We start from the raw sequence: 25,316 nt of genomic DNA, 5'->3' as shown, positions 1-25,316 counted from the left end.
TCGTAGTGGGTAATCCGCCTTCGTGGTTCGCTGGTAGTTCGCTACTGGTTGTCCGGACGCTGATACTCGCTTCGAGTCGAACGCCGCCCGAGACGGGATCGCCACTCCCGCAACGAGCGTTACCGCACCCGTTTTTTGGGGAAGAAGGGACGCGAAGCTGCCGAGCGGAGCGTGCCGTCGACAGGTGCGGTAGATGTCACGGACGGAGGAACGGTGGTGAGACTCTTATATATTGCGTCTTCGGCGTGTTTCGCGCCGGCGGCGAACGACATCCCTAACATCCGGCCGGCCGAGTTTCCTCCCATGACCGACATTCATCCGGACCAGCGGATCGCCGTCCTCGCCGACTCTCAGAACCTGTATCACACCGCACAGAGTCGCTATTCTCGAAACATCGACTACACGCAACTGCTGTCCCGTGCCGTTCAGGACCGGCAACTCGTGCGTGCGATCGCGTACGTTATCCGTGCGGACTCGCCCGAAGAGGAGACGTTCTTCGAGGCGCTCGAGGACATCGGATTCGAGACGAAGATCAAGGACATCAAGACGTTCGCCGACGGTTCGAAGAAGGCCGACTGGGACGTGGGGATGAGCCTCGACGCTGTGACGCTTGCGAACCACGTCGACGTCGTCGTTCTGTGTACCGGCGACGGGGATTTCTCCCGGCTCTGTTCGCATCTCCGTCACATGGGGGTCCGGGTGGAAGTGATGGGGTTCGGCTCCTCGACGGCCGAGGAACTCGTCGATGCGGCGGACAGCTTCCTCGACCTCTCGGACCGGGAGGAGGTGTTCCTGTTGTGACGGCGGACTCCCCCGACGACTCACCGACCGAAGAGCCACCCGATGCGAGCGCGCCGGATCTGGCGTCGCTGCGCACGGTCGCCGACTACCAGTTCGGCGCAGGCGCAGGCAAGGCCCTATTCCCGCCGGAAGAGGAGCTGACGGTTCGTCGGTCGACCGGCGGCCGTCCACGTCAGATCGTCGCCGAGGAGGGTCGGCTCGTTTCCTACGGTGTCGACGGACGGTTCACCCTCGGAATCGCTGGCGGGCGACGGCTGTACGAAGCACTCGAAGGGAGCTACACAGTCGTTGTCGGCGACGAGTCGGAGCCGTTCGTCCGCGATGGCAAAAACGTGTTCGCGAAGTTCGTCGCCGAGGTCGACGATGACGTCAGATCTCGCGACGAGGTGGTCGTGATCCACGAGGCGGGCCACGTGCTGGCTGTCGGACGTGCCGAGCTGTCGGCTGACGGCATGCGAACGTTCGAAACCGGAATGGCCGTGAAAGTACGCGAGGGTGCCGGAGATCCCGACGCGGAGTGATCAGTCGGATTGCGGGGGCTTGATGCCGGCGTTTTTGCTGGCGTAGTCGCGCCCGAGGAAGTAGTTGAGCCACGAGGAGGTGTTCTCCAGCTCCCAGTCGGGCGGGGGGATGTACAGTTCGCGCAGCTTTTCGCGGGCCTTTTCGGGGCCGCCGTCGGCTTTCAGCTCCCGGTAGGCGTTCACGTAGATGCACTTCTGTTCGCCGGGGTGGACCTCACACCAGCCGTCGTAGCTGCCGCCACAGGGGCCGTTTCGCTGGCTCTTCGGACACTGGGACATCGGACACTGATACGCCAGATCCAGGAGCGCGCAGTTGCCACACTCTTCGCAGTCGTTGGAGGCGGTTTTGACCATCCGTTCGGTCATCTGGTAGGGACCCTCCAGACGGCTGCCGTCGACCTTCTCCGCGCTCCAGCGCATGGGACCGAAGAGGGCGCCGTCGGGTTCGAACAGCTGGTCGTGCATCACCTTGAATGCCCGGTAGTTGAGCGACCGCTTGGGCGTTTCCGGTAACGCGTTTCGATCCCAGGTGTTGAGACCGGTTTCGGGGTCGCGTTCGTAGTAGTAGAAGCCGTCCTCCATGGGGTAGTCGAACTCTTCGACGAGATCGCGCCACTCCGGTACCAGCTCTTCGCCGCGCTCGACGATGTACTCCACGCCGTCGTGGTCGATCTCGTGGCCGGCGATGTGGACGCCGTCGTAACCCATCCCCTTCATAAAGGCGTACATCTTGGCGGCACGATCGCGGCGAGCCTGCTTGCCGTCATCGTCGTGTTCTTCGGCTTCCTCTTCGATGTCCTCGAGCAGCTCGTCGGTGACGATGACGCCGGGTACCCGATTGGCGTTCATCGCCTTCGCCGAGCCGGGATCCAGCACGTAGATGTTGCCGATCACGGGGACGTCGAGGTCGTGATCTTCTACGTACTGGAGGAGTTCGTGGAACTTGCGGGCGTCGTACCCCACCTGCGGGATCACGAACTGGGCGCCCTGTTCGACTTTCTTTTCGAGCTTCCAGTACTGGGGGACGAGTTCGGATTCGAGCTTTTTGAACGGGGAGACGGCGACGCCGGCGAAGAAGTCGGTGGGTTCGAGGCTCTTCTCGCGGCCGAACTTGTCGGTGTACTCGAGCCCCTCGTTGAGGTCCGAAATCAGGTCCATGATCTGGACGGGGTCCAGATCGTAGACGGGTTTGGACTGGCCCTGATAGCCGTCGTTTTGGTAGTCGCCAGTCATTACAAGCAGGTTGTGGATCCCCTCCCGGTCCATCGCGTACAGGAGGCTTTCGAGCTGATTTCGGTTCTTGTCTTTCGCGGTGAAGTGCACGAGGGGATCGACGTCGAGATCCTCGAGTTTCATCCCGAGATACTCCGCGGAGATAGCGGGGTTTCCACCCGCGTTTTCCGTCACCGAGATCCCGTGGACGACGTCGCCTTCGGCGGCGACCTCGGCGGCCTCGAAGACCGCATCCTGTTGTTGCTCGCGTGCCCCGCGACCGGGCACGTGTTCCCACGTCACTCCGAACTCGTCTTCGTCGAGAATGGACTCCTTCAGCGTGTTTTTCGTCATTGTTGTACTGTAGGTTCGATTTCGATCCGGAACGTCGTCTCTTATAAATTAAGAGAGCCCGGGTTTCAGCGTTTCGACGCATCCTACGGTTCGGGAAACCGGCGGGATCGTGTCACAGCCCTCCACAGTCTTGCAGATTCACACACCGGTCTCGAGGATTCACGTACCGATCTCGACGAGAGTGATGTAATGCCCGTCCCGGTCGCGGATCCGAACGCCGTCCTCGATACGTTCCCGCTTTGTCACCCGGTCGGAAACCGCGTCGGCGACCGCGTCCGGATCGGCGGCTTCGAGTCCGAGGTCGACGTGGACGCCTCCCCGGGCGTCGGCGAGCCCGAGGTGCGGTTCCCACAGCTCGAGATCGACGGCGCCGGTCGAGAGCCGCGTCCGGCGACGGTTCGATCCCCTATCCACGACCTCGAACCCCAGATCGACGTAAAACGCCTCCGCGTCCGGGAGGTCCTCGACCTCCAGTACCACCTCGAAGAATCGGGTCAGTTGGAGGTCCCCGGATCCGCTCGGTGGGTCCGCCCCAGCGATTTCGACGCAGTTCCCTGCCGGATCGTCCGCGTACAGCGACCGCATCGAACCGAAGTCGACTTCCTGGAGTTCGAGGTCGTCGTCGAGACGCTCGTACCAGTGGTCGTAGACGTCGCTCGGACAGGCGAAGGCGTAGTGGGTGTGAAGCCCCCCGCGGGGGACGCCCTCCGGCCGTCGCAGCCTGAGTTCACTTCCGGTTCCGCTCCCGGATCTATCGGTGCTACCTCGGGCCCTCTCGACATCGCCGTCCGGCCCGATCGGAAACGCCACCTCGCGGTCCGATCGGACGATCGGTTCGAGATTTAGTCGCTCTCGATAGAACTCCACGACCGGATCGAGATACGTCACTTCCAGTGCGAGCCACCTGCACCCACCCAGCATCGTCGGCTACCGCTTGCAGGTGTTGACACCAAGCACCTGATATGCGCCACAGGTGCCCGCCGTCCCGGTCGCGAGCAGGACGATCGCAACGAGACCCAACACCAGCGCCAGGCCACCGCTCGCCGCGATGACGCCACCGAGAATCCCAAGCGACGCGAGGCCGGAGACGGCGCCGAGCGCGATCCTGACGAGCCGGTCCGTTTCGCCGACGTTTCGTTCCATACGCGTTGGTGGTGGTCGTGGAGTAAAACGCTTGTGCGCACTGATCCCGTGTCCGTCGCGACCACCACTCTCGTCGAGAACGTCGTATCGAACCCGTCACTCGTCGGGATCGTAATGTTCCCCGGCGGCGCCCGGCATCCGGGTTCGCCCGACGAACGTGAGCACGACGAGCACGGCAACGTACGGGATGATCCCGACGAGCGTCGAGGAGACTTCGATGCCGGCGATCCGCTGCAGTTCGAGCTGTAGCGCGTCGAGTCCGGCGAAGAAAAACGACGCCACGGCGGCGCCGATCGGGTTGTAGTTGCCGATCAGGTACGTCGTAATGCCGATCCAGCCGCGACCGTCGATCATCGTTTCGCCGCCGCCGACGAACTGGCCGGTGTTGAGCGCGAGCCCGGCGCCGCCGATGCCACAGTAGATTCCGGACAGCAGGACGCCAGCGTACCGGATCTTCCTCACGTCGACGCCGACTGTGTCGAGGGTTTTGGGGTCCTCGCCGCTGGCCTGGAGGTGTTTGCCGAACGACGTTCGGTTCAGCAGGTACCACGAGAACGGAACGGCAAGAAACAGCAGGTAGACGGGCGGGCTCACGTCGAACAGTGCTGGACCGACGTACGGCAGTTCCGACAGGACCGGAAGCGGGATTCTATCGAGTGTGCCGACGCTCGGGCTGTTGACCGTCTCCCAGATGATGATGCTGCCGAACGGGGCGATCCCGAGCGCGATCAACCAGACCGCCAGCCCGGCGATGATCTGATCGGCCTTGAACTCGATGCACACCGCCGCAAAGAGGAACGCGACGGTTGCGCTCGCCACAACGGCCGCGAAGAAGGCGATCCACATGCCCTCCGCGCCCCTGCCGCCGAGCGCCCACATTACTGCGATGGCCGTGAAGGCGGCGATGATCAACAGCCCCTCGAGCCCGATGTTGATGACGCCGGACTTCTCCGCGAAGATCCCGCCCATCCCGGCGAACGCGATCGGGACCGTCAACCGGAGCGCGCTGCGAACGTAGGAGGCGTCGACGACCCCCACCACGTCGGCGCCGATTTCCCGGAGCCCTGGCACCATTGCGACGACGAACAGCAGTGCGATAATTCCACCTGCGAGGAGTCCCGACCGTCGGGAGAGTCGGGGACTATCCATCCGTTTCACCTCCGTCGGTCACTGCGGCGTCCGAACCGTCCGTCCCGTAGCCGGCACGCTTGCCGAGCATCCGGAAGAACTCCGGCATCGCGACGAACAGGATGATGAGCCCGCGGAGCACCTCGATCAGTTCGTTCGGCACGCCGAGGGCGAAGTCGATCTGTAGCGCACCGGCTTTCAACGCGCCGAACAGCACGGCCGCCGGGATCACCCCGATGGGATTGTTCCCGGCCAGAATCGAGACGGCGATCCCGTCGAATCCCAGGGGCGGCATCTCCGTCTGGAACCGGTACAGGATCATCAACACGTACATCGACCCGGCGATTCCGCCGAGTGCACCCGACAGCGTCATGCTCGTGACGATGTTGCGTTCGGCGTTCACCCCGCCGTATTCTGACGCCTCGGGTGCGAGCCCGCTCGTCCGCAGTTCGTAGCCGATTACTGTGCGCTTGTACAGCAAATACACGCCGATGGCGACGACAAGTCCCGAGATCAGGGCGATCAGCGAAAAACGCGTCCCGCCGATGGTCGGTGACAACCGGACGAACTCCGGGACAGACACGGTCTGTACCGCGTCGACCGTGGGATCGCCGACGTGGTTTCGTACGAGATAGAAGGTGATTCCGAACGCCACGAAGTTGAGCATGATCGTCGTGATCACCTCGTGGGCGTCGGCGTACGCCTTCATTGCTCCCGGAATAGCGCCGTAAAAGCCGCCGACGGCTGCGCCGACGACGACCGAAAGTGGCACCAGAAGAAGCGCCCCGAGCAGGTTATTGGGGACATACGGCGCCAGCCAGATCACCGTAAGCGCGCTCGCCAGCGCCCCGACGACCATCTGTCCCTGCGTCCCGATGTTAAAAAGGCCGGCGCGGAACGCCACCGCCACCGACAGGCCGGTGAAAAGCAAAAGCGTCGTCTCCTGGAGCGTGAGGCCGATGTTCACGGGAGTCCCGAACGCACCGTACACAAGCATCGCGTACACCTCGATCGGGTTGTAGCAGAACTCCACGCCCGCGATCCCGAACGCCGGGACTCGACACGTCGCGACCGCGCCGGAGACGAACACCAGCATTCCCCCGACGAGACTCGCGAACACCAGCGCGGCCAGGCTGATTGCGATCCGTTCGGTCCCCGAGGCGTCGACGAGCCGATCCAGCAACTCTTCGATCGACTCGCTATTCATCGTCCCCCTCCGGATACTCGCCTGCCATCAACAGTCCAATCTCTTCTTCGGTCACGTCGTCCGGATCGACGACGTCCATGAACCGACCGTCGTACATGATCGCCATCCGGTCGGAGAGGCGCTGTACCTCCTCGAGTTTCGAGGAGACGAGCAGCAGTCCGACCCCCTCCGTTTTGAGATCCAGCAGCCGGTTGTGGACGAACTCGATGCTACCGATGTCTACGCCCCGGGTCGGCTGTGAAGCGACGACGAGTGAAGGGTCCCGTTCGAGTTCGCGACCGACGACGAACTTCTGCTGATTCCCGCCCGAAAGCGAGCGGGCTGATGCGGTTGGGTCGGGCGGTCTGACGTCGTACTCGTCGATAACTGTGTCAGTGTACTCGCCTGTGTAGTCCCAGTCGACGAATCCGCCGTCGGCGAACTCTGGGAGCCGCTGAGTCCCCAACAGCGCGTTCCGGCGGAGATCGTAGTTCAATACGAGACTCCGGCGCTGTCGATCTTCCGCGATGTACGACATTCCGGCGGCGATTCGTTGGCGTCGGGAGTCGTGGGTTACGTCCTCGTCGTCCAGGATAATCCGGCCCGATTCGGCGGCCCGCAATCCGGTGATCGCCTCGACGAGTTCAGACTGCCCGTTGCCGTCCACGCCAGCGATTCCGAATATCTCCCCATTGGCGACCGAAAACGACACGCCGTCGACCGCCCGCACGTCGCGGTCGTCGTCGACTTCGAGATTCTCGACAGCGAGTGTCGTCTCTCCCCGGTCGGCCGGCGTGCTGGTCACCTCGAGCAGCACCTCGCGTCCGACCATCATCGTCGCGAGTTCTTCCCGTGTGGTCTCGTCGGTGTCGACAGTGTCGACGAGTTTCCCGTCTCTGAGTACGCTGATCTGGTCGGCGGCGCGGAGTGCCTCGCCGAGTTTGTGCGTGATGAAGATGATCGTCTTGCCGTCCGCCACGAGCTCGTCGAAGATGTCGAACAGCGACTCGACTTCCTGGGGCGTCAACACCGCGGTCGGTTCATCCAGGATGAGCACGTCTGCCCCCCGATAGAGGGCTTTCAGTATCTCCAAGCGCTGCTGTTCGCCGACGCTGATCTCGTGGACGCGTTCGGTCGGATCGATGTCGAATCCGTACCGTTCTGCCAGCGTACGGGTCTCCTCGATCGCTCGCTCTTCGTCGGTCAGGAGGCCGAAGAACTTCGTCGGCTCCTCTCCCAACACCATGTTCTCCGCGACTGTCATGGGCGGAATCAGCATGAAGTGCTGGTGGATCATCCCGATTCCCGTGTCGATAGCGTCACGGGGACTCCCGAACGTCCGCTCTGTGTCGTCGACGACGAGTCTCCCTTCCGTGGGCCGGTAGAGGCCGTACAGGACGTTCATGAGCGTCGTTTTGCCGGCACCGTTCTCGCCGACCAGTGCGTGCACAGAGCCACGTTCGACGGCAAAGTCGACGTCGTCGTTCGCCACGACGCCCGGGAACCGTTTCGTGATCCCTTCCATTCTGACGGCGTAGTCGACGCTATCGGCCTCCTCGGCGCCGTCCGGCCCTTCGTACTGTCTCATTCTGACGGACTACACGTCATCGAGGTTGTCGGGAACCGTGATGTCGCCGTCGACGATGGCCTCCCGCGTCAGTTCGAGTTCGTCGGTAATCGCTGCGGGGAGTTCGCCTTCGAAGTCCTGGCCGATCACTGCGGCGACACCATCCTCGGCGATACCCAGATCGTTCAGTTCTCCGCCGCGGAAGTCGTCGTTGAGAGTGTTCTCGATCGACTCGTACACTGCAACGTTCACCCGTTTGAGCATCGAGGCAACGATCACGTCGGAAAACTCGGGCGCCGTACGCGACTGGTCGTCGTCGACGCCGATCGCGTACCGCCCTTCCGACTGGGCTGCCTCGAAGACGCCCGATCCGGTGCCGCCGGCCGCGTGATACACGACGTCTGCACCGTCGTCGTACATCGACGAGGCGATCTCCTGCCCGGTGGACGGATCGTTCCAGTCGCCTGCGTACGCCGACGTGAATTCGATGTCTTCGTCGACGTACTCGACGCCGGCCTTGTATCCTGCTTCGAACCGTTCGATCAACGGCACTTCCTGACCGCCGACGAACCCGACCATCTGCTCGTCGGTGTTCGTCGATCCCCCGCCGTGGTCGTACTCCATCCCGGTCAGCATTCCGGCGAGTACGCCCACCTGGAAGGAACCCTCCTGCTCCCTGAAGATGTAGTTCGCCACGTTGTCGACGAACCCGTCGTCTGCCTCGACGACGCCGTCGACGATCATGAAGTTCTGCTCCGGGAACTCCCGGGCGTTGTCGAGCAGGTCTGTTTCCTGGACGAAGCCGATACAACTGATGAGGTCGAAGTCGGGGTCTTCGCTGTTCGCGAATCGACGCTGGAGTTCCCCTACCTCGTCTGGACCGTCGGGTTCGGCGTTCTGGTAGTCGAGTTCGAAGTCCTCTTCGGCCTCCTGAACACCGGTGTGTGCCATGTCATTGAACGACTGATCGCCGAGCCCGCCAGTCGCGTACACCATCCCGACGTTGAAGTCTGCGCCGCCGCCGCCGCCCATACAGCCCGCGATCGCTGCTGCTGTTCCCGCGCTTACCGTCGTCAGAAATTGCCGTCGATCCATATCACCCGTTGCCGCACACGGGGTATTTATTGTTACGGATCTGTGGAGTGAATTCCTCACGCTTTACAGGAGGATATCGGCAGGTACTGCTTGAGAACTGCTCGTAATTCTTCTCTAGCCGGTGGCCGTCATCTGATTGAATATCCCTGGCGTGCCAGGTATTCGCCTACCGCTTTGATCTCGACGGGACTACCGATTATCCGGCACTGGTCCGAGTCCTGAAACACCGTGACCGTAAACTGTTGTTCGATGCTTTCTTCTATCCCGTCCAGTGCAGCACACGGTAAGACGATCTGCGTGCTGTCGCGGAGGCGGGAGGGATCCGGCATCGACTGTATCGGGTGGTTCGACGCTCTACGTATAATCGTGTCGAAATACTATGGTATCAAATTCCATCTGGATTCACGCCCTGGAAGGGAGTTGATTGCAGTCGACGCTCAAACGCAGCGCTTATTCGATCACGCGGGGCAGCATACGTGTAATGAGCGCATTCGACCGGATCGCGCGAACCATCGGCCGGGCGACGACGGCGGGGTGTCTCGCCGGTCGAACGCTGTTGCCGTTCGACACGAACCCGGTTCCGGGGGACTGGGAGCACGTCACGAAGGTCGATCCGGAGGACGCAAAGAAGCTCCCGATCGCGTATCCGCGGTATCTCGAACACACGGACGGCATCTCCGTCGGCGGGTCGGCGGACGTAACGGAAACGAACACCGTCGAGACGTTCAGGCTGCTCTCGTCGGTGTCGACGCCGGCGTTTCACGAGCCCAGCGCGGCGAGTCACGTCACCGAAGAGACGCTGTCGGCGTCGGCGTTCCTGGCGGTGCCCCAGGTTCTCAACGGTGACGACGAGGCGTTCGTCGGCACCCTCGGAACCGGAACGCGGTTCATCCGGGAGGAACTGGCACCTGCAGCCGTCGAGAAGCTGTTGCCGTCACGGGTCGTGAACCGATACGGCGACCGTCTCGCGGAGTTTCTCACGAACTGGATGCTCTACTCCGCGGTCTTCGAAGCGTACGTCATCCAAAACCCCGACAGCGCGGCCGCCCGGGAGGCGGGGGTCGGCGAGTCAGATCTTCTCTCCCCCGAACAGGCCAGAGACCGGGCGATGGCAGCGGAACGGTATCTCGGCAGTGAAGTACTCTACCTCGAATACTCCGGTACATATGGTGGCTCTGAAGCGGTCGACATTCTCGAGATGACTGCCCCCGCTCTCGACTGGACCCGGCTGTGGTACGGCGGCGGGATCGACTCCCGCGATAAGGCGACCGAGATCCTCTCGGCAGGCGCCGATACGGTGATCGTCGGGGACGTCTTCCACCGGATCGCCGCCGAGGAAGCCGATCTCGCTTCCTCGTTCGTCGCCGATTCGGAGATCGGGACGTCGGCTCACCCCGACAGGATCGAAGCGTGGCTCGAGGGCACCGCCGACGTCGCCGACACTGCTGCGGTCGAATACCTCTCGACGATCCCGTCGGTCGAGGATCCGGCCGGGGCCGCACGCGACTGTCTGGTTGCAGGAGTTACAGCCCACTGCGTCCTCGCGAGGGCCGAAACGGACGTTCGAGAGGCGATCCGCGAGGGGCGGCTCACGGATCCGGCGGAGATGTCGGCGGTGTTCCGGGACGACTACCACAGTCGGCTCGAAGCCAGGCTCGGGCCACCCGGAGGCAACTCGTCGACGTCGACTCTCGCTGCAAATCTCCTTGATTCAGTCTGCCTTCGGACGTTTCGGGAGTCAACCAGATCGCCTCAGTCGGACGACGAGCCGTCGGTGTCGTTCCCGGCCCATCACCTCCCGATCGAAGAACTTCCACGGTAGCGTGGTGAGAGCCGGACAAAAACACGGAGACGAGGAACTATTTTATCGGTCGCTGTCCTCGAACCTCTATGGCAAGAGGCGACACTCTCCTCAACGCGATCATCGGCGCGGTCGTTACGGTTGTCCTTTCGTTTACCGGCATCTCCCCGGTCCTCGGCGGCGGCGTGGCGGGCTATCTACAGGGGGAAAACCGCAAACGTGGAGCAAAGGTCGGCGCCCTCTCGGGGCTCTTCGCGTTCGTTCCGTTCCTGCTTTTCGGGCTCGTTATTTTCGGCTTCTTTGTGGTCGCCCCCGTGACTGGTGGCGGTCCAGGGATTCCAGCCGGCATTGAACTGCTGGTGGTTCTGTTCCTGTTTTTTCCGATCCTTCTGGTCTGGAACGCGGGGCTCGGGGCACTCGGTGGATATCTGGGGGCGTATCTCCGCGAGGAACGTGACTCCTGAGGAGTCGACGTCAGGGACAGCCGGACCCACCAGCCGCCGGACACATTCGTGACATAGCTTTATCACGTTTAGCGTCGTAGCTCACACATTGTAGTATGACAACGATAAGCAAAGAGAAGCTGACGGGCTTGTACGAGGACATGGTGACGGCCAGGTATTACGAAGAACGGCTTCAAGAGGAGTACCTCGTGGGCAAGCAGCCGGCCTTCGACATCAGCGCCGGACCGATCCCGGGCGAGCTTCACCTCGCAGCGGGCCACGAGGCGTCCGGAATCGGCGTGTGCCATCACCTCCGGGACGACGACGCGGTGACGGCACCACATCGACCCCACCACATCGCCATCGCGAAGGGGGTCGACCTCGACCGAATGACGGCGGAGATTTTCGGCCGGGAAACCGGCTGTTCCTCCGGGAAAGGAGGACACATGCACCTGTTCGATCCGGACGTGAAGTTCGCCTGCAGTGGGATCATCGCCCAGGGTTGTCCGCCCGCGGTCGGGGCAGGGATGGCCGCCAAAAAGCGCGGGAAAGACAGCGTCGCCGTAGCGTTCCTGGGTGAGGGGGCGATCAGCCAGGGGGCGTTCCTCGAGTCGCTGAACCTCGCGAGCGTCCACGACCTGCCGGTGGTGTTCGTGATCGAGGACAACGACTGGGCGATCAGCATGCCGAAGGAACGAGTCACGACACCCCTCGACGGTTCCAGGCGCGCGGACGGATTCGACATGCCCGGAATCCGCGTTGACGAGGACGACGTGATCGCCGTCTACGGGGCCGCAGACGAGGCGATCGGGCGCGCCCGCGACGGCAACGGCCCGACGCTGCTCGAACTCCAGGTCCACCGTCGAATGGGGCACTTCATGGGTGATCCGGAGACGTATCGGCCCGAGGAGGACCAGGAACTGGCAGCGAAACGCGATTCGATCGAACGCTTGAAAGAAGAGCTGCGGGCACACGGCGTGGAGGAGGAAACCATGGAATCGATCAAAACGGCGGCTCACGAGCGCGTCGACGAGGCGATCGAGTGGGCCAAAGAGCAGCCGGAACCGGATCCCGAGGCGGCCGACGAGGACGTGTTCGTCAACCCGCCGTCGGGAGTGACCGACACCGAACCGACGTTCGACCTGGCAGGAGGTGACGACTGATGACGGCAGAGACTCACTCGGAGACGGTCGACCGCGAACTGACGATGAGCCGCGCGATGGTCGAGGCCATCGCCGACGAAATGCGCGACAACGAGGAGGTGTTTTACATGGGGGAAGACGTCGCCGACTACGGCGGCATCTTCGACTCCACGCAGGGGCTGCTCGACGAGTTCGGCCACGACCGCGTCATGGACGTCCCAATCAGTGAAACCGCCTACCTCGGGGCGGCTGTCGGCGCTGCACAGGAAGGGATGCGGCCCATCGCGGAGCTGATGTTCGTCGACTTCTTCGGCGTCGCGATGGATCAGATCTACAACCAGATGGCGAAGAACACCTACATGAGCGGTGGCGCCGTCAACGTGCCCATGGTGCTCACCGCGGCCGTGGGTGGGACGTACAACGACGCCGCCCAGCACTCACAGACGCTGTACGGGACGTTCGCTCATCTCCCGGGAATGAAAGTCGTCGTCCCGTCGACGGCGTTCGACGCCAAGGGGTTGATGCACAACGCGATCCGGGACGACGATCCGGTCGTGTACATGTTCCACAAGCGGCTGATGGGAATTGGCTGGATGCCCGCACCGGATGGACCGAAGACGCCGGTGCCCGAGACAGACTACACGATCCCGTTCGGGAGCGCAGACGTGAAACGCGAGGGTGGCGACGTGACCGTGGTCACGCTCGGACTCCACGTCCATCGGGCGCTCGAGGCTGCCGAATCGCTGACTGAGGAGGGGATCGACGTCGAAGTCGTCGATCTCCGATCGCTCGTTCCGCTGGACACCGACACCGTCCTCGAATCGGTCCGGAAGACCGGTCGGCTGGTGGTCGTCGACGAGGACTACCGTTCGTTCGGTGTGACCGGAGAGATAATTGCCTCGGTCGTCGAGGGCGGTCTCGCGGACCTCGAGGCGGTCGAACGGCTCGCCCACCCGGACGTCCCGATCCCGTACGCCCGGCCGCTGGAGAACGAAACGATCCCGGATACCGGTGACATCGCAGACGCCGTCCGGGCTGTCCACGAATGAGTGGGGAGCGAGTCGCCGTCCTCGTCGACGATCACTGGCCTGCGGACGTCGAGTCCGAGGAAGGGGTCGTCGTCAACTGGTTCCTCAGGGAGGGGGCGACTGTCGAGGCCGGTGATCCGCTGTGTGAACTGCAGGTCGAAAAAGTGAGCTTCGACGTTTCCGCACCGGTCTCGGGGAAACTCGAGGAAATTCACCTCCTGGAAGACGAGGAGTTCACCCGCGGGGCGACGCTGGCGGTACTTGCGCCGGCGTGACGCCTGGAACCGACCTTATTCCTCACCGAGCGGTTTCCAGGTTCGGGGTGATCGGTTCAAGCGCTTGCAGCCGTCCCCAGTGACGACGACGAGATCCTCGATGCGAATCCCGAACGCCCCCTCGATGTAGACGCCGGGTTCGACGCTGAACACCATTCCCTCCTCGAGCTTCCGGTCGTTTTCTCCGGTGATGTAGGGGGGTTCGTGGACGTCGAGTCCGACCCCGTGGCCAGTCCGGTGGATGAACTGGTCGCCGTAGCCTCGCTTTTCGATGACCTCGCGTGCGGCCCGATCGACCTCGCTGGCCTCGACGCCAGGTTCGATCGCCTGGATCCCCGCCTTCTGTGCAGCCAGAACGGCGTCAAACGCCGATTCGAACTCCGTCGGCGGATTCCCGCCGAACACGACCGTCCTGGTCTGGTCGCTCGGATACCCGCCGAACCGGGTCCCAAAGTCGAGCACTACCGGATCGCCGGGTTCGATCGCCCGGGCGCCGTGGCGGTGGTGGGGACGGGCACCGTTCGGACCGGACCCGACGACGACGTCGAAGGAGATCCCGTCGCCGCCTGCGTCCTCGAGTCGACGTTCGATCTCGACGGCGAGTTCGCGTTCGGTCATGCCGATCGCGTCCGAACCGAGCGTGCGGATCAATTCGCTCACCGAATCAGCGATCGACGCCGCCCGTTCGAGGCGATCCAGTTCGCTGTCGTCTTTGCGGATGCGCAGGTCGGTCAGCAGTTCGCTCGCCAGACCGAAGGTGGCCTCCGGGAACACCTCCCGGAGGTCCTGGGTGAACATTGCCCACATGCGGTCGTCGACCAGGAGCCGTCCAGCGGCGAGTTCCAACTCCTCGCCGATGGATGCAAGCAATGCGATCGGATCCTCGTCGTCCCCCCAGGTTCGGACGTCGGCGATCGGCGACTCCTCCCGGATCTGTTCGTCGTACATCTCCGGCGCCAGAAACAGCGCGTCGTCGGGGGTGACGATCAAAAAGAGGTGCCGCTCCATCGGCTCGTCCTCGAACCCCGAGAGGTAGTACATGTTGGAACTGGGGAAACAGACGAGCGCGTCGGCGACTCCGGATCGAAGCCCGCTCCTGGCCCGTGACAGCCGTGTCGTTATTGCGTCGTGATCGGTCATTGTTTTGGCCCTTTTGAACCCGTTCGGAAACTGTGGCCGTATGCGTTCCGCTTCTTGCTATTCGGCCGACCCGTACCGATATTGTGTGTTCGGCCGTCTCCGTTCCGCGGAATCGTCCGTCAGCGCGTGGCTACCCGATCGGACGGTGAACTACTCTCACGGAGTTGCGATACGAGACGTCGATCCCGGGAAAGTCATCGGAAAGTCGCGATAGATCTTTCCCCTCCGGGGATGTGACTGGGGACGTGACTACAGAAACCCCTGACGTGACGACAGCGACCTCGATGGACGATGTCGGTTTCGACTGGCTTACGCTGGAAGAGGACGAGGAAGTGCTGTGGTCGAGCCGTCCACACCGAAGTAGCCTCGTCCCGGCGTTGATCGTCGGCATTCCGCTCTCCATTCTCCTCATCGGGCTCGTGATCATCCTCGGGGCGTATCTCACCTATACGAACACGAACTACGTCGTCACGACCTCCGGCCTGTATAAAAAGACCGGCATCCTCTCGCGGGACGTCCAGAAAATCGGCTTCGACAAGGTACAGAACATCTCCTACAGCCAGAGCGCCATCGGTTCCTACTTCGGTTACGGCAACGTCGAGGTGAGCACCGCCGGCAGTTCCGGCGTCGAGATGCAGTTCCGGAGCGTGCCGGCACCCGCAGACGTCCAGGAGCTCATCGACAGCCGGATCGAGCGTAGAGACGGACGTGGTGGAGACGACAAGGAGGACGTACTCGCGGAGATTCTGACGGAACTGCGCACGATTCGGCGCATCGTCGAGGAGGGTCAGGACGACAACGGTAACGACGAGATTGGAACGGACGGAAACGATACCGACGCCAATCGAACGGACAGCAACGGTGACAGTAACACCGACGGCGCCGGCACCGATAACACCCGAGACCGATGAGTCCGAATCCGGTCGTATCCGACGATTGGCGTCGATTCGACGGCGAGACTGTCATGTGGGAGGCGTCACCACGAACGACTCGCGCATTGCCGGGCATCGGGCTCAGCGTGGCGTTGCTCGTGGTCGTGTTCTGGCTCGCCGTTTCCGTCAGCGGTTGGGCGCTACTGTTGGTTCCCGTTGCGGCCGTGCCGGGTCTGTACCACTACTTGCGGGTGGTCACGACCAACTTCGTGTTGACCGACGGCGAGATCGCGGTGAAAACTGGAATCCTGGGTCGGTCGGTTCGTCGCGTCGAATACAGCCGCGTTCAAAACGTCGGCTATTCGCAGGGGCTCACCGGCTCGGTGTTCGGCTACGGCACCGTCGACGTCGAGATCGCCGGTGGACGCGATCTGCAACTGTACGACGTGTACGACCCGACGGAGCCCTACGAGATCGTTCGCGAACTGGCCACGGGACGGACGGCCGCTGAAATCCCGGGATCTCTCGAAGCGTGGACCGCGATCCGCGACGAGGTCGTAGCGCTCCGGAAAAGTCTCGAGTCGTAGCGCTCCGGAAGCCGTTCTAGAAACGTTTGTGGAGGAAGAAAGAACGTGGGGTTCGGCACCGGTTGAAAACCCAAAGGATTGTTATAAGTATAATGTTTCAGTTATAGTATTTTTACTGAGTATTATGCCATGGGATCACGAGATAATTTACAACTACTCGTTACGATCGTCGCATCGAACGATCCGAGCTAGACCGCGATCTCGAGGAGTAGGTAACCGACTACGGACGGAACTCGAAGATCCGATTCGAAAACCACGGTGAGCCAACTGATCCTCTGGTTTAACGGTCCAAATCCGTTTCGTTGTCGCTTGGCGGACGGACGAATTTTACGTCCAGGAGTGGCTGTCGATCGGGCGATCGTCCTTCGGGTACCATCGTCTCGCGTCGCCTTTAGTTTCACTCGATCGGGAGGTGAACAATCGATGGTATCTCCGTTCGAATTTAATATACGAAATATGGTAGTTAGGTAGAAATATACTTTTTATTACTCCCCGGTCGGGCCCCATCTTCCGGAGCCGTAGATTCAAACGGTCGGACCACCACCACCGTCCATGGAAATCGAAATCAAGACGTACGGAGCGGTTCGAGAGCTGTTCGATCGAACGGAGTTCACCTACACAGTCCCGCCGGATTCGACGGTCGAAGATCTGCTCGCCGCACTCGAAACCGAAAACGACCGTTCCGCCGAGTTCTGTCTCCTCGAGGGGTTCCGGGAGGAAACCGTACTGGTCGTGCGGAACGGCACGAACGCGAAACTACTCGACGGGGGCGATACGACACTCGAAGACGGCGATCGACTTAGCATCACTTCCTCACCGATGCCAGAGGGATAACGCGGGGTGTGACGGTCAGTCGTCGGCCGTTCCGCCCGGCTCGTCGGTTTCTGCGTATTCGGCGACGCGGTGCTCGGGGACGGTCCCGTCGTCGTTCCAGCCACGCGTCTGGTAATACTCGTCGAGACCGGCCTCGAACCCGGGGATCTCGTACGGCAGATCGTCGTCCTCGCGGTCCATCCCGCGTCTGTTGTTGAAGTGCCGTTCGAGTTCGACGACCCGGCTCCCGACCTCCACGAGTTTCTCGTACTCTGTATCGAACAGTCTCTCGAACGTCTCTTCGGAGACGAACCCCTCCGCCTCCTTCGAGAACGCACAGATGATGCCGCTGTCCCGGAACGCCGCGTAGTTTTCGAGTTCGACGATGCGCTCGGGCTTCCCGTCGAGCCCTTCACGCGGGAAATTGCCGTCGTATTCGTCCCGCAGCATCACAGAGTACATGTGGTCGCCCCCGCGATTCGCAACCGCATAGGACAGCCCCTGGCCGTGGATCGTCCGTCCGTCGTGGGCGGCGAACTCCATTCCCTTTACCGTGTAGTTGTCGACGCCCAGTTCCTCGTGGACGCGGTCGACGCCTTCCGCGAGGAGGTCCCCTTCCCCGTCACGGTAGGCGATCTTCTCGATGAGCTCGTGGGCGAGCGCCGCGTTGCCGAACTCGTCGTGGGCGTCCATGTAGGCGGCGATGGTGACTCCACACGAGATGGTGTCCAGACCGAACTCGTCACAGAGGTCGTTCGATTTCATCACGTCGACGACGTCCCCGACTCCCTGGTTCGAACCGAAGGAGTAGACCGTCTCGAACTCGGGACCTTCGGTCTCGAGGCCGGTCTCCTCGTCGCGGGTGGGGAGCTTGCAGGCGAACGCACAGGCCGAACACGCCGCCGTTTTGTACTTCTTCGATTCGACGGCGTCACCCCCGATCCCTTCGACCTCTTCGAAGTGGTAGTCGTTGAAGTATCGGGTCGGCAGCGAGAACTCGTCGTTTATGAACTCCGTCCCGGAGGTCGTGCCCTGTCGCCGGAAGATCGAATCGGACGTCGCCGCCTTCTGGTGGACCTCCGACTGGACGTCTTCCGGGAGCCCAACGTCGAACTCGGCGTCCCCTTCGAACGTGATGGCTTTGACGTTTTTCGATCCGAGCACCGCGCCCATTCCGCCGCGGCCGAACGCCCGGGACTCGTAGGTCATCACGCAGGCGTACCGGACGAGGTTTTCCCCCGCCGGACCGATACAGAGCACGTTTTCGGCCTCGAGACCGCGCTCGTCGTTTACGTACTCGGTGACCTCGGGGACGGTTGCTTCCTCGAGTTCGGGGACTTCTTCGAACTCCACGCCGTCCTCGGTGACGTGGATCGCGAGCAACTCGTCGCTTTCGCCGACGACCTCGACACAGTTGTGTCCCGTCCCGACGAAGTTCCGCGAGAGATAACCGCCGGCGTTCGTCGAGAGGAGGCCGCCAGTCAACGGCGAGAGGCCGGTGACGTTCATCCGGCCCGTGAAACTCATCGTCGCCTGCTGGAGCGGCCCGGTCGAGACGTACACCCGATTTTCGGGCCCGAACGGATCGGCGTCGAACGGGATCCGATCGTGGGCGAGTTTGGTTGCGACCCCCCGTCCACCGATAAACGTCCCCAGCACGTCGTCGATGTTCTCTTCTCTGGCCTCTCGATCGGTGACGTCCAACGTCAACAGTGGACCACCTGCAGTGATCATGTCTGGTGAGACAATACCATACATATTAAACGTTGGTTTCGGACGCGACCGTCTCCGGTTTCTAGCCGCCGCCACCGACGGATGGGGAGATTCGGACGACCGTCCCGTCGTCGAGTTCCGTTTCTCCCCCGTCGAGCTGTCGGACGTTCCGACCGTCGACGGTGATCACGAGGTTTTCGGCCAGTTCGTGTTCTCTTTCCAGTAGCTGATCGGCGAGCCCGTCGTAGGTCTCGTCGAGATCGCAGACGAGTTCGGCGACGGTGGCCCCCACCGGAAGTTCACAGACGACAGTCTTCGTTCCGACAACGTCGCGAACGGGTCCAAAGAAGTTGCACTCGACCTCCATACACGCACGCTCGGTCTACTGATACTTATCTGTCGTGGCAGGGAATGATGTCGGTCGGGGCAGGGAACGGTATCTCTCGGAGCAGGGAATACTTATATGCGTACTGACCGAGCAAGTGGAGCTATGGAGATTGGCCTGTTTGCCGCCCACGAGCAGTACGACCCGACGACGTTACTCGATCACGCACAGCGGGCCGAGGGTGCGGGCTTTGACACCGTCTGGACCAGCGACCACGTACACCCGTGGTGGCACACCGACGCTCACTGCGGAGCGGCCCACCCGTGGCTTGGTTCGGCCCTGGAGCGGACCGACAGCCTGCGGATGGGGACGGGAGTCACACCGCCGATCGCCCGCTACCATCCGGGGTTCCTGGCGCAGGCGTTCGGCACGCTTGGGGCGATGTATCCCGGGCGAGTTCACCTCGCACTGGGTACCGGGGAGGCGATGAACGAGGTGCCACTGGGATACGACTGGCCCCCGTATCCGGAACGACGAAAGCGGCTGATCGACGCCTGCGAGATCATCACCCGACTCTGGAGCGGCGAAGTCGTCGACTTCGACGGCCACTACTGGCAGACAAACGACCTGTACCTCTACACGCTTCCTGAGGAACGCGTGCCGCTGTACGTCGCCGGAAACGGACCGAAATCGACCCACGTCGCCGGACAGTACGCCGACGGGTTCCTCACGCTCCGTGACGTCGACGTCTACGAAAAGCATCTCGTCCCGGCGCTGGAAGACGGTGCCGCCACGGCCGACCGCGATCCGGACGAGATCAGGCGGATCCGTCAGCTGCTGGTGTCTTACGACGAGGACTACGAGCGCGCGCTCGAGAGCACCGGGTTCTGGCGCGGGCCGCCGGCGATCGGCTTCGACCAGGAAATCGCAGATCCGCGGGAAATCGAGGCTGCGGGCAGGGAGATCCCCCTCGAGGAGATGACGGACGAGTTCCTGGTCACTGACGATCCCGCCGACCTCCGGGAGAAACTCGACGAACTCGAGGCCGCCGGGTTCGACGAGGTCGAACTGCTGTCCACGAGTCGGGATCAAGAGAAGTTCATCGAGATGATGGAGACGGAGATCCTCGATCGGTAGGAGGAGGCTCTTCGATCGGTAGCTCGTGTACCGGTAACTTACCACTCCGCGACGCTGCCATCCTCGTGCCTCCAGATCGGGTTGTGCCAGTCGACGTCGTCCGTAAACGGTGTCGACAAGCGAACCAATCGACGACGGTCATAGTTCCATCGACGCCCGGACAGCAGCACGGTAACCGAGCAGTAGATTCAAAACGTAACGGAGCGATGAATCGAACGATGCTTACAACGCAAGGGTCACTCCTCACAGTAGATCTGTCTGCGAGGGACCACGAGACGGAACGGATCGACGATGTCCGCGACGAGTTTATCGGCGGACGCGGGGTCGCAACGCGCCTGGCTCACGAACGAATTCCCTTCGACGCCGATCCACTTGGCTCGGACAACAGGCTCTACTTTTCGACCGGCCCCCTCCAGCAGTCGGAGATGAGCTTCACCGGCCGAACGAACGCGACCGCCGTGTCGCCGCTCACGAACGGGCTCGCATCTTCAAATGCCGGCGGATTCGTCTCCCGCCCCTTTGCAGAGACGGGATACGGCGCCGTCGAGTTCGTCGGGGAAAGCGACGAGTTGCTCATCGTCCACGTCACCGACGACGGCATCGAGTTCGATCCGGCGCCGGAACTCGAGGGTGCGCGCGTCCCCGAGGTCACCGAGTACGTACACGACGAGCGCGGTCTCGAGGCCGAAAACGTGCTCTGTATCGGACCGGCCGGCGAGAACCAGGTCAGGTTCGCCTCGATCATGACCTCCGAGAGCCGCGCGTTCGGGCGGGGCGGTCTCGGGGCGGTGATGGGGGCGAAGAACCTGAAGGCGGTCACGTTCGAGGGCGACTCGGCCCCCGACATCGAGGTTCCGGACGTGCAAGCGGAGATCCATCGGGAGGCTGCCGAAAGCGACAGCATCATGAAACGGCAGGGGACGGCGTCGGTGACGGATCTCGCAAACGAGATCGAGGGGATGCCCACCCGCTACTGGTCGGAGAAACAGTTCGAGGGGATCGAGGGGATCAACGGCGACGCCGTCGAGGCCAAAAAGCACAAACGCGGCACCTGCTCCCGCTGTGCGTTCGCCTGCAAGCTCCCCACCCGCGACGAGGAAAGCGGCCTCGAGACCGAAGGCCCCGAGTTCGAGACGATCATGGCGTTCGGCTCGAACCAGGCCGTCGACGACGTCGTCGACGTGATGCAGTCGAACGAACTCTGTGATCAACTCGGGATGGACACGATCTCGTGTGGCAACACGATCGCGGCGTATCTCGAAAGCGAGGACGCGTTCGGCGACGTCGAATTGATCCACGAGACTGTCGAGAAGATCGCCCACCGCGAGGGGATCGGCGACACGCTCGCGGAGGGGATCGCCCGGTGTCACGAGGAGTTGGGGGTAGAGAACTGGACGGTAAAAGGGCTGGACTTTGCGGCCCACGAAGGGCGGACGCTCCACGGCCAGGGGCTCGCGTACGCCGTCGCCAACCGCGGCGGCGACCACATGTACTCCACCTTCTACGCGTGGGAGTACCCGCTTGTCGACGAGGCGGATGCGTTCCCACCGGAGGGACTGGAGGGGAAAGCGCCGGCGGTCGCTACCCAGGAGAACATGCGCGCCCTCGAGGACTGCGGTGTCATCTGTCGGTTCTCCCGGGGGATGATCGCCGAGCATCCCGAGCGACTCGAGGCGTTGTTCGACGCCGATCTCTCGGAGTTGACGGCCGTCGGCGAACGGGTGGTCACACTCGAGCGCGACTTCAACAACCGGCGGGGATTCGACCGTGCGGACGACACGCTCCCGTACGTCGATCAGTTAGACGGGTTCGAGGAGGCACTCGATGCGTACTACGACACGCGGGGCTGGAACGACGACGGGACCGTCCCGGAACAGCAGATCCAGAATATCTACGGGTTAGCCCCGTAAGTCCACGAGAAGTGATGTCAGCTAGTCTGACATTTGTCGGTCGTTACCGTTCGACCAGCCTTTCGGAAGACCGATCGACCAGAAAATCACGACACCCGCTCTTCTCAGTCGACGGTCACGATCTCGATCTCGTGGCCGTCCTGGTCCTTCGTGAAGGCGTAGTTGTAGTCACAGGACTCGGGGTCCCGGTAGTCCTCGGCGTCCCGCAACATCAGGTCCTCCCACGCAGCTTCGAGGTCGTCGACGCGGACGGCGAGATGCCCCCACGCGTCGCCCATCGTGTACGTCCGGTCGTCGTAGTTGTACGTGAGTTCGACTGCCATCTCCTCGGGCGCGGCGTCGAGCGGCTCCATGAAGTAGTTCGCGAACGTGTCCGCTTCCCACCGCTTCCCGTTGTACGCGTATTCGAGCTTCCTGGTCCACCACCCGAGCGCTTCGTCTGGGTCTTCGATCCGGATCATGGTGTGATCCAGGCTCCACTGGGCGCCGTGATCGCGCTCGACGATCTCGATCTCGTGGCCGTCCGGGTCTTTCACGAACGCGTACTTGTACCCGCAGGATTCGGGATCCCGGTAGTCTTCGACGCCCTGTTCCATCAGGCCCTCGTAGGCGTCCTCGAGGTCGTCGACGCGGACGGCGATGTGTCCCCACGCGTCGCCCATCGTGTAACTTCGGCCGTCGTGATTGTACGTCAATTCGAGTTTCGCTCCGTCCTCGTGCATGTCTTTCGGGCCGAGGAAGACGTTCGTGAATGTGTCCGCCTCCCAGCGTCCCTTCTCCTCGTATTCGAGGTGCGTCTTGTACCAGTCCAGTGATTCATCGAGATCCTCCACGCGGATCATTACATGGTCGAGCGTTCCCATGTCACTGTTTTCTTCTCAGATCTTCAAAAATGTACCGGCCAAAACTGTACCGACTCTCCTCGAAAACGATTCTACAGGCGGAGCAGGCCGAGGCAGTTCACCAGAAGTGGATCGATACATTCGGACGTGGGATCCGGGACCGCTGTCAACTCCGCTATTGATCCGAAAGGTGTCCCCTGTCAATGCTTCCTCGGAAACTGCTGCGTAGACGGCCTTCGGAGACGATAATTCCGCGGGTTCTGGACAACCTCGAGCGCTACTGTCTCCGCCGACTTGAGCAGCCGACTCGCGACGCTGTCGATCGTCCGGCCGTTTCGACGACTTCGAAAGCCGGATACTTGTCCGATTGCCGTGGCTGAGCGGATGATGCGTGTTGCGACGACAGTGAATTGCCGTACAGAATACCTGAACGTTACAAAATTAGTATTGTAACCTAAATACGAGATTGGAGTCGAACACGTAGGGGGTGTCAAGCGCGAGGTACTGGCGATGGTCGCAATCAAGAAAGACGCCAACGCCATCCAATTGTAGCTGATGTGGTTACTCGAGGTCGATACCGTCGTCGGCATCTCGAAGGTCACGAGCAAGGAGTGAACCGCCTCGGGCTCAAGTGGTTCGAGAGATTTCGTCTCACGTCATTACGGAAATCGAAGATTTCCGGACGACTCCGAGGCTTCCCGTGGGTTAGTCAAACATTCCCATCCGACCATCGGCCTGGTAGCCTCGGGCGGTCGGGCGGGTCACGGTTGGGGAGTCCACGGCCCCCGAGGCACTCGGTCTGCTCAGCCTGTAGAAGGGGAGGGTGCACGGAACCGTTCGTTCTCGAACTCGATCGGGCTCGGTTCGGAGAGTACGCGGAGGTCATCCCGTTTTCGGGCGGCCTCGACGAGCGCAGCGGAGGCGTAAAACCGGTCCAGGTGCATCGTGTCGGTGACGCGGACCACCCTGACCGTCCCGGGATCGTACACCCCGATCGTCGAGAGCGCGGCGACGAGCCCGCCGCGATCCGTCTCCACGACCGGCGGCATCCGGGACCCCTGCGGAGCGCTCGCGGTCAATGCGTTTATACAGGTCTTCGTTCGATCGGTCGCCGCCTCCAGGTCGGCGTGGACGAAGTCGGCAAGCCCCACTGCCGTGGCGTTACCATGAGAGGGCCCGGTGAGCGATCGAACATAGATCCGGCCGATCGTCGGCCGCTCCGGTGGTGGCTCATAGGCGATGTGGATCCGACCGATTACGTTGGTGTCCATCCCTGTCCCGCTGATCTCCTTACCCATTCGATCGACAACGAGGACGTCGAGTTCATCGAAGGGGAGCGTCGGCATGTAGTCGTATGCTATCTCCAGAAGTTCTGCTTCCCGATCCAGGAATTCCGAAGATGGGATCCCTTCAACGATGACCGTGTCATCGTACTGATCCTCGACGATCGCCACGCCGCCCACGATCGGGAGCTCCGAGAGCAATCGTTCGGTGATCGACGGGATCATCTTCCGGAAGCTCCAGTCGACTGCCCACTCGTGGGCGAGCTTGGCGCCCCGCTGTTTCCCCATTCCGATGACGAGCATCTTCGAGAGGCCACTCTCGACGCACCCACTGAAGCCGGTGTGTGGCTTGATCCGGTTGATCGGCACGATCGCGTCCGCGGCGACGGCGTTGGCGTCGGCCACGATCGGGACCTCCCGGTCGGCGGTTGTCCCCACCTGTTCGACGGCCATCTCCGAACGGATCTCACAGCCGATCGACTCCGGCGTCACCCCCAGCGCCTCGAGCTTCTTCCGCTGTCCGTCCCCGGTCGCACCCCCGTGACTCCCCATCGCGGGGAACACGAATGGCTCATAGCCCGCGTCCTCGACCCCACGGACGACCCCACGCACGATCGTGGGGAGGTTCGCGATCCCGCGGCTCCCCACGCCGATCGCGACTGAGCCACCGTCCGGGACATCGTCCCACTCGAATGACGTCACACACGCGGCGGCACGATCCTCGATCTCCTCGGGCGGGATCGGATCGGTCTCCCAGAGCTGTTCGACGACTCCCATCTCCGGGAGCACCCGATCGCCACAGGTCTCGAGGATCGTCGCCTCCGAGATCACTACGTCCCTCCCTGTGTCGTCTGTCATCGTGATTTTCGGTTTCGGTCGATAGCTATAAAAAGGATCCCTCATTTCGGATCGGGGACTACAGGCCGGATGGATCGCTTCCCTTCACAACTCGTGAAGGGGGACCCGGGACCTACACACATCAACAATCTTGCAGCAAG

General features: G+C 62.3%; 25 protein-coding genes and 1 pseudogene. 12 read left to right on the top strand and 14 right to left on the bottom strand.

The window, feature by feature from the left end:
* Positions 1 to 303 precede the first annotated feature (303 nt).
* Together AArcCO_RS09005 and AArcCO_RS09000 are read left to right on the top strand one after the other, a co-directional pair.
* Positions 304 to 801, top strand: a complete 498-nt coding sequence (locus AArcCO_RS09005; protein ID WP_259533090.1) for a LabA-like NYN domain-containing protein — start codon at positions 304 to 306, stop codon at positions 799 to 801.
* 59 nt (positions 802 to 860) lie between these two features.
* Complete coding sequence (locus AArcCO_RS09000) at positions 861 to 1,322, top strand: PUA domain-containing protein (protein ID WP_259536415.1); 462 nt, start codon at positions 861 to 863, stop codon at positions 1,320 to 1,322.
* Here AArcCO_RS09000 and AArcCO_RS08995 read toward each other — a convergent pair whose 3' ends face one another.
* From AArcCO_RS08995 to AArcCO_RS08960, 8 genes are all read right to left on the bottom strand, one after another.
* Entirely contained in the window at positions 1,323 to 2,888 is a 1,566-nt protein-coding gene (locus AArcCO_RS08995; RefSeq protein WP_259533089.1) for a methylenetetrahydrofolate reductase C-terminal domain-containing protein, read from the bottom strand.
* A 159-nt stretch (positions 2,889 to 3,047) separates the two neighbouring features.
* Positions 3,048 to 3,809, bottom strand: coding sequence for a VOC family protein (locus AArcCO_RS08990; protein ID WP_259533088.1), 762 nt, complete (start codon positions 3,807 to 3,809; stop codon positions 3,048 to 3,050).
* A gap of 6 nt (positions 3,810 to 3,815) precedes the next feature.
* Complete coding sequence (locus tag AArcCO_RS08985; protein ID WP_259533087.1) at positions 3,816 to 4,031, bottom strand: YgaP family membrane protein; 216 nt, start codon at positions 4,029 to 4,031, stop codon at positions 3,816 to 3,818.
* Positions 4,032 to 4,127: 96 nt separating this feature from the next.
* A complete protein-coding gene (locus AArcCO_RS08980; RefSeq protein ID WP_259533086.1) occupies positions 4,128 to 5,180 on the bottom strand; it encodes an ABC transporter permease in 1,053 nt (350 codons plus the stop codon).
* Positions 5,173 to 6,366 (bottom strand): ABC transporter permease, encoded by a 1,194-nt coding sequence (locus tag AArcCO_RS08975; protein ID WP_259533085.1) that lies wholly within the window; start codon positions 6,364 to 6,366, stop codon positions 5,173 to 5,175. Before AArcCO_RS08975 ends, AArcCO_RS08980 begins: the two co-directional genes overlap by 8 nt.
* Positions 6,359 to 7,933 (bottom strand): ABC transporter ATP-binding protein, encoded by a 1,575-nt coding sequence (locus tag AArcCO_RS08970; protein WP_259533084.1) that lies wholly within the window; start codon positions 7,931 to 7,933, stop codon positions 6,359 to 6,361. The genes AArcCO_RS08975 and AArcCO_RS08970 overlap by 8 nt, the downstream gene beginning before the upstream one ends.
* 9 nt (positions 7,934 to 7,942) lie before the next feature.
* Complete coding sequence (locus AArcCO_RS08965; RefSeq protein WP_259533083.1) at positions 7,943 to 9,007, bottom strand: BMP family lipoprotein; 1,065 nt, start codon at positions 9,005 to 9,007, stop codon at positions 7,943 to 7,945.
* Positions 9,008 to 9,135: 128 nt separating this feature from the next.
* The gene (locus tag AArcCO_RS08960; protein WP_259533082.1) at positions 9,136 to 9,336 is read right to left on the bottom strand and encodes a VNG_1110C family protein; all 201 of its coding nucleotides are present in this window, start codon (positions 9,334 to 9,336) and stop codon (positions 9,136 to 9,138) included.
* 152 nt (positions 9,337 to 9,488) lie between these two features.
* Here AArcCO_RS08960 and AArcCO_RS08955 point away from each other — a divergent pair, with 152 nt between their 5' ends.
* The 5 genes from AArcCO_RS08955 (at position 9,489) to AArcCO_RS08935 (ending at position 13,696) form a co-directional block, all read left to right on the top strand.
* Complete coding sequence (locus AArcCO_RS08955; protein WP_259533081.1) at positions 9,489 to 10,829, top strand: geranylgeranylglyceryl/heptaprenylglyceryl phosphate synthase; 1,341 nt, start codon at positions 9,489 to 9,491, stop codon at positions 10,827 to 10,829.
* A 68-nt stretch (positions 10,830 to 10,897) separates the two neighbouring features.
* Complete coding sequence (locus AArcCO_RS08950) at positions 10,898 to 11,272, top strand: DUF5518 domain-containing protein (protein WP_259533080.1); 375 nt, start codon at positions 10,898 to 10,900, stop codon at positions 11,270 to 11,272.
* A gap of 128 nt (positions 11,273 to 11,400) precedes the next feature.
* Complete coding sequence (locus AArcCO_RS08945; RefSeq protein ID WP_321170502.1) at positions 11,401 to 12,414, top strand: thiamine pyrophosphate-dependent dehydrogenase E1 component subunit alpha; 1,014 nt, start codon at positions 11,401 to 11,403, stop codon at positions 12,412 to 12,414.
* Positions 12,414 to 13,442, top strand: coding sequence for an alpha-ketoacid dehydrogenase subunit beta (locus AArcCO_RS08940; protein ID WP_259533078.1), 1,029 nt, complete (start codon positions 12,414 to 12,416; stop codon positions 13,440 to 13,442). The genes AArcCO_RS08945 and AArcCO_RS08940 overlap by 1 nt, the downstream gene beginning before the upstream one ends.
* Positions 13,439 to 13,696, top strand: a complete 258-nt coding sequence (locus AArcCO_RS08935) for a lipoyl domain-containing protein (protein ID WP_259533077.1) — start codon at positions 13,439 to 13,441, stop codon at positions 13,694 to 13,696. Before AArcCO_RS08940 ends, AArcCO_RS08935 begins: the two co-directional genes overlap by 4 nt.
* Before the next feature lie 15 nt (positions 13,697 to 13,711).
* Here AArcCO_RS08935 and AArcCO_RS08930 read toward each other — a convergent pair whose 3' ends face one another.
* Entirely contained in the window at positions 13,712 to 14,836 is a 1,125-nt protein-coding gene (locus AArcCO_RS08930; RefSeq protein ID WP_259533076.1) for a M24 family metallopeptidase, read from the bottom strand.
* Positions 14,837 to 15,120: 284 nt separating this feature from the next.
* Here AArcCO_RS08930 and AArcCO_RS08925 point away from each other — a divergent pair, with 284 nt between their 5' ends.
* From AArcCO_RS08925 to AArcCO_RS08915, 3 genes are all read left to right on the top strand, one after another.
* Positions 15,121 to 15,747, top strand: a complete 627-nt coding sequence (locus AArcCO_RS08925; RefSeq protein WP_259536414.1) for a PH domain-containing protein — start codon at positions 15,121 to 15,123, stop codon at positions 15,745 to 15,747.
* Positions 15,744 to 16,295 (top strand): PH domain-containing protein, encoded by a 552-nt coding sequence (locus AArcCO_RS08920; protein ID WP_259533075.1) that lies wholly within the window; start codon positions 15,744 to 15,746, stop codon positions 16,293 to 16,295. The genes AArcCO_RS08925 and AArcCO_RS08920 overlap by 4 nt, the downstream gene beginning before the upstream one ends.
* Positions 16,296 to 16,847: 552 nt before the next feature.
* A complete protein-coding gene (locus AArcCO_RS08915; RefSeq protein ID WP_259533074.1) occupies positions 16,848 to 17,129 on the top strand; it encodes a MoaD/ThiS family protein in 282 nt (93 codons plus the stop codon).
* A gap of 15 nt (positions 17,130 to 17,144) precedes the next feature.
* Here the strand turns inward: AArcCO_RS08915 and AArcCO_RS08910 are convergent, their stop codons facing one another.
* On the bottom strand, positions 17,145 to 18,842 hold the full coding sequence (locus AArcCO_RS08910; protein WP_259533073.1) for an aldehyde ferredoxin oxidoreductase C-terminal domain-containing protein: 1,698 nt from the start codon (positions 18,840 to 18,842) through the stop codon (positions 17,145 to 17,147).
* Between the two features lie 61 nt (positions 18,843 to 18,903).
* Entirely contained in the window at positions 18,904 to 19,188 is a 285-nt protein-coding gene (locus AArcCO_RS08905) for a ubiquitin-like small modifier protein 1 (protein ID WP_259533072.1), read from the bottom strand.
* Between the two features lie 123 nt (positions 19,189 to 19,311).
* Between AArcCO_RS08905 and AArcCO_RS08900 the strand changes: the two genes are divergently transcribed.
* Complete coding sequence (locus AArcCO_RS08900) at positions 19,312 to 20,283, top strand: TIGR03557 family F420-dependent LLM class oxidoreductase (protein ID WP_259533071.1); 972 nt, start codon at positions 19,312 to 19,314, stop codon at positions 20,281 to 20,283.
* A 218-nt stretch (positions 20,284 to 20,501) separates the two neighbouring features.
* Positions 20,502 to 22,193, top strand: coding sequence for an aldehyde ferredoxin oxidoreductase family protein (locus AArcCO_RS08895; protein WP_259533070.1), 1,692 nt, complete (start codon positions 20,502 to 20,504; stop codon positions 22,191 to 22,193).
* Between the two features lie 104 nt (positions 22,194 to 22,297).
* Here AArcCO_RS08895 and AArcCO_RS08890 read toward each other — a convergent pair whose 3' ends face one another.
* The 3 genes and pseudogenes from AArcCO_RS08890 to AArcCO_RS08885 form a co-directional block, all read right to left on the bottom strand.
* Entirely contained in the window at positions 22,298 to 23,056 is a 759-nt protein-coding gene (locus AArcCO_RS08890; protein WP_259533069.1) for a VOC family protein, read from the bottom strand.
* Between the two features lie 684 nt (positions 23,057 to 23,740).
* A pseudogene (locus AArcCO_RS15975) lies at positions 23,741 to 23,827 on the bottom strand (radical SAM protein); the annotation flags it as partial.
* Between the two features lie 11 nt (positions 23,828 to 23,838).
* A complete protein-coding gene (locus AArcCO_RS08885; RefSeq protein WP_259533068.1) occupies positions 23,839 to 25,176 on the bottom strand; it encodes a nickel pincer cofactor-dependent isomerase, group 22 in 1,338 nt (445 codons plus the stop codon).
* Between the last annotated feature and the right edge of the window lie 140 nt (positions 25,177 to 25,316).

This window comes from Halalkaliarchaeum sp. AArc-CO (genome assembly GCF_024972735.1).
Classification (GTDB): Archaea; Halobacteriota; Halobacteria; order Halobacteriales; family Haloferacaceae; genus Halalkaliarchaeum.
The sequence above is the reverse complement of the archived record's forward strand: the minus strand, read 5'-3'. Positions and strand labels throughout refer to the sequence as shown.

What these genes read in the sequence shown, in the direction of transcription:
- AArcCO_RS08935 (WP_259533077.1), top strand. Translation starts at nt 13,439, where the DNA reads ATGAGTGGGGAGCGAGTCGCCGTCCTCGTCGACGATCACTGGCCTGCG.
- AArcCO_RS08940 (WP_259533078.1), top strand. Translation starts at nt 12,414, where the DNA reads ATGACGGCAGAGACTCACTCGGAGACGGTCGACCGCGAACTGACGATG.
- AArcCO_RS09005 (WP_259533090.1), top strand. Translation starts at nt 304, where the DNA reads ATGACCGACATTCATCCGGACCAGCGGATCGCCGTCCTCGCCGACTCT.
- AArcCO_RS08980 (WP_259533086.1), bottom strand. Translation starts at nt 5,180, where the DNA reads ATGGATAGTCCCCGACTCTCCCGACGGTCGGGACTCCTCGCAGGTGGA.
- AArcCO_RS08950 (WP_259533080.1), top strand. Translation starts at nt 10,898, where the DNA reads ATGGCAAGAGGCGACACTCTCCTCAACGCGATCATCGGCGCGGTCGTT.
- AArcCO_RS08915 (WP_259533074.1), top strand. Translation starts at nt 16,848, where the DNA reads ATGGAAATCGAAATCAAGACGTACGGAGCGGTTCGAGAGCTGTTCGAT.
- AArcCO_RS08955 (WP_259533081.1), top strand. Translation starts at nt 9,489, where the DNA reads ATGAGCGCATTCGACCGGATCGCGCGAACCATCGGCCGGGCGACGACG.
- AArcCO_RS08995 (WP_259533089.1), bottom strand. Translation starts at nt 2,888, where the DNA reads ATGACGAAAAACACGCTGAAGGAGTCCATTCTCGACGAAGACGAGTTC.
- AArcCO_RS08960 (WP_259533082.1), bottom strand. Translation starts at nt 9,336, where the DNA reads ATGCCGGATCCCTCCCGCCTCCGCGACAGCACGCAGATCGTCTTACCG.
- AArcCO_RS08890 (WP_259533069.1), bottom strand. Translation starts at nt 23,056, where the DNA reads ATGGGAACGCTCGACCATGTAATGATCCGCGTGGAGGATCTCGATGAA.
- AArcCO_RS08985 (WP_259533087.1), bottom strand. Translation starts at nt 4,031, where the DNA reads ATGGAACGAAACGTCGGCGAAACGGACCGGCTCGTCAGGATCGCGCTC.
- AArcCO_RS08900 (WP_259533071.1), top strand. Translation starts at nt 19,312, where the DNA reads ATGGAGATTGGCCTGTTTGCCGCCCACGAGCAGTACGACCCGACGACG.
- AArcCO_RS08905 (WP_259533072.1), bottom strand. Translation starts at nt 19,188, where the DNA reads ATGGAGGTCGAGTGCAACTTCTTTGGACCCGTTCGCGACGTTGTCGGA.
- AArcCO_RS08930 (WP_259533076.1), bottom strand. Translation starts at nt 14,836, where the DNA reads ATGACCGATCACGACGCAATAACGACACGGCTGTCACGGGCCAGGAGC.
- AArcCO_RS08895 (WP_259533070.1), top strand. Translation starts at nt 20,502, where the DNA reads ATGCTTACAACGCAAGGGTCACTCCTCACAGTAGATCTGTCTGCGAGG.
- AArcCO_RS08885 (WP_259533068.1), bottom strand. Translation starts at nt 25,176, where the DNA reads ATGACAGACGACACAGGGAGGGACGTAGTGATCTCGGAGGCGACGATC.
- AArcCO_RS08965 (WP_259533083.1), bottom strand. Translation starts at nt 9,007, where the DNA reads ATGGATCGACGGCAATTTCTGACGACGGTAAGCGCGGGAACAGCAGCA.
- AArcCO_RS08970 (WP_259533084.1), bottom strand. Translation starts at nt 7,933, where the DNA reads ATGAGACAGTACGAAGGGCCGGACGGCGCCGAGGAGGCCGATAGCGTC.
- AArcCO_RS08920 (WP_259533075.1), top strand. Translation starts at nt 15,744, where the DNA reads ATGAGTCCGAATCCGGTCGTATCCGACGATTGGCGTCGATTCGACGGC.
- AArcCO_RS08910 (WP_259533073.1), bottom strand. Translation starts at nt 18,842, where the DNA reads ATGATCACTGCAGGTGGTCCACTGTTGACGTTGGACGTCACCGATCGA.
- AArcCO_RS08975 (WP_259533085.1), bottom strand. Translation starts at nt 6,366, where the DNA reads ATGAATAGCGAGTCGATCGAAGAGTTGCTGGATCGGCTCGTCGACGCC.
- AArcCO_RS08990 (WP_259533088.1), bottom strand. Translation starts at nt 3,809, where the DNA reads ATGCTGGGTGGGTGCAGGTGGCTCGCACTGGAAGTGACGTATCTCGAT.
- AArcCO_RS08925 (WP_259536414.1), top strand. Translation starts at nt 15,121, where the DNA reads ATGGACGATGTCGGTTTCGACTGGCTTACGCTGGAAGAGGACGAGGAA.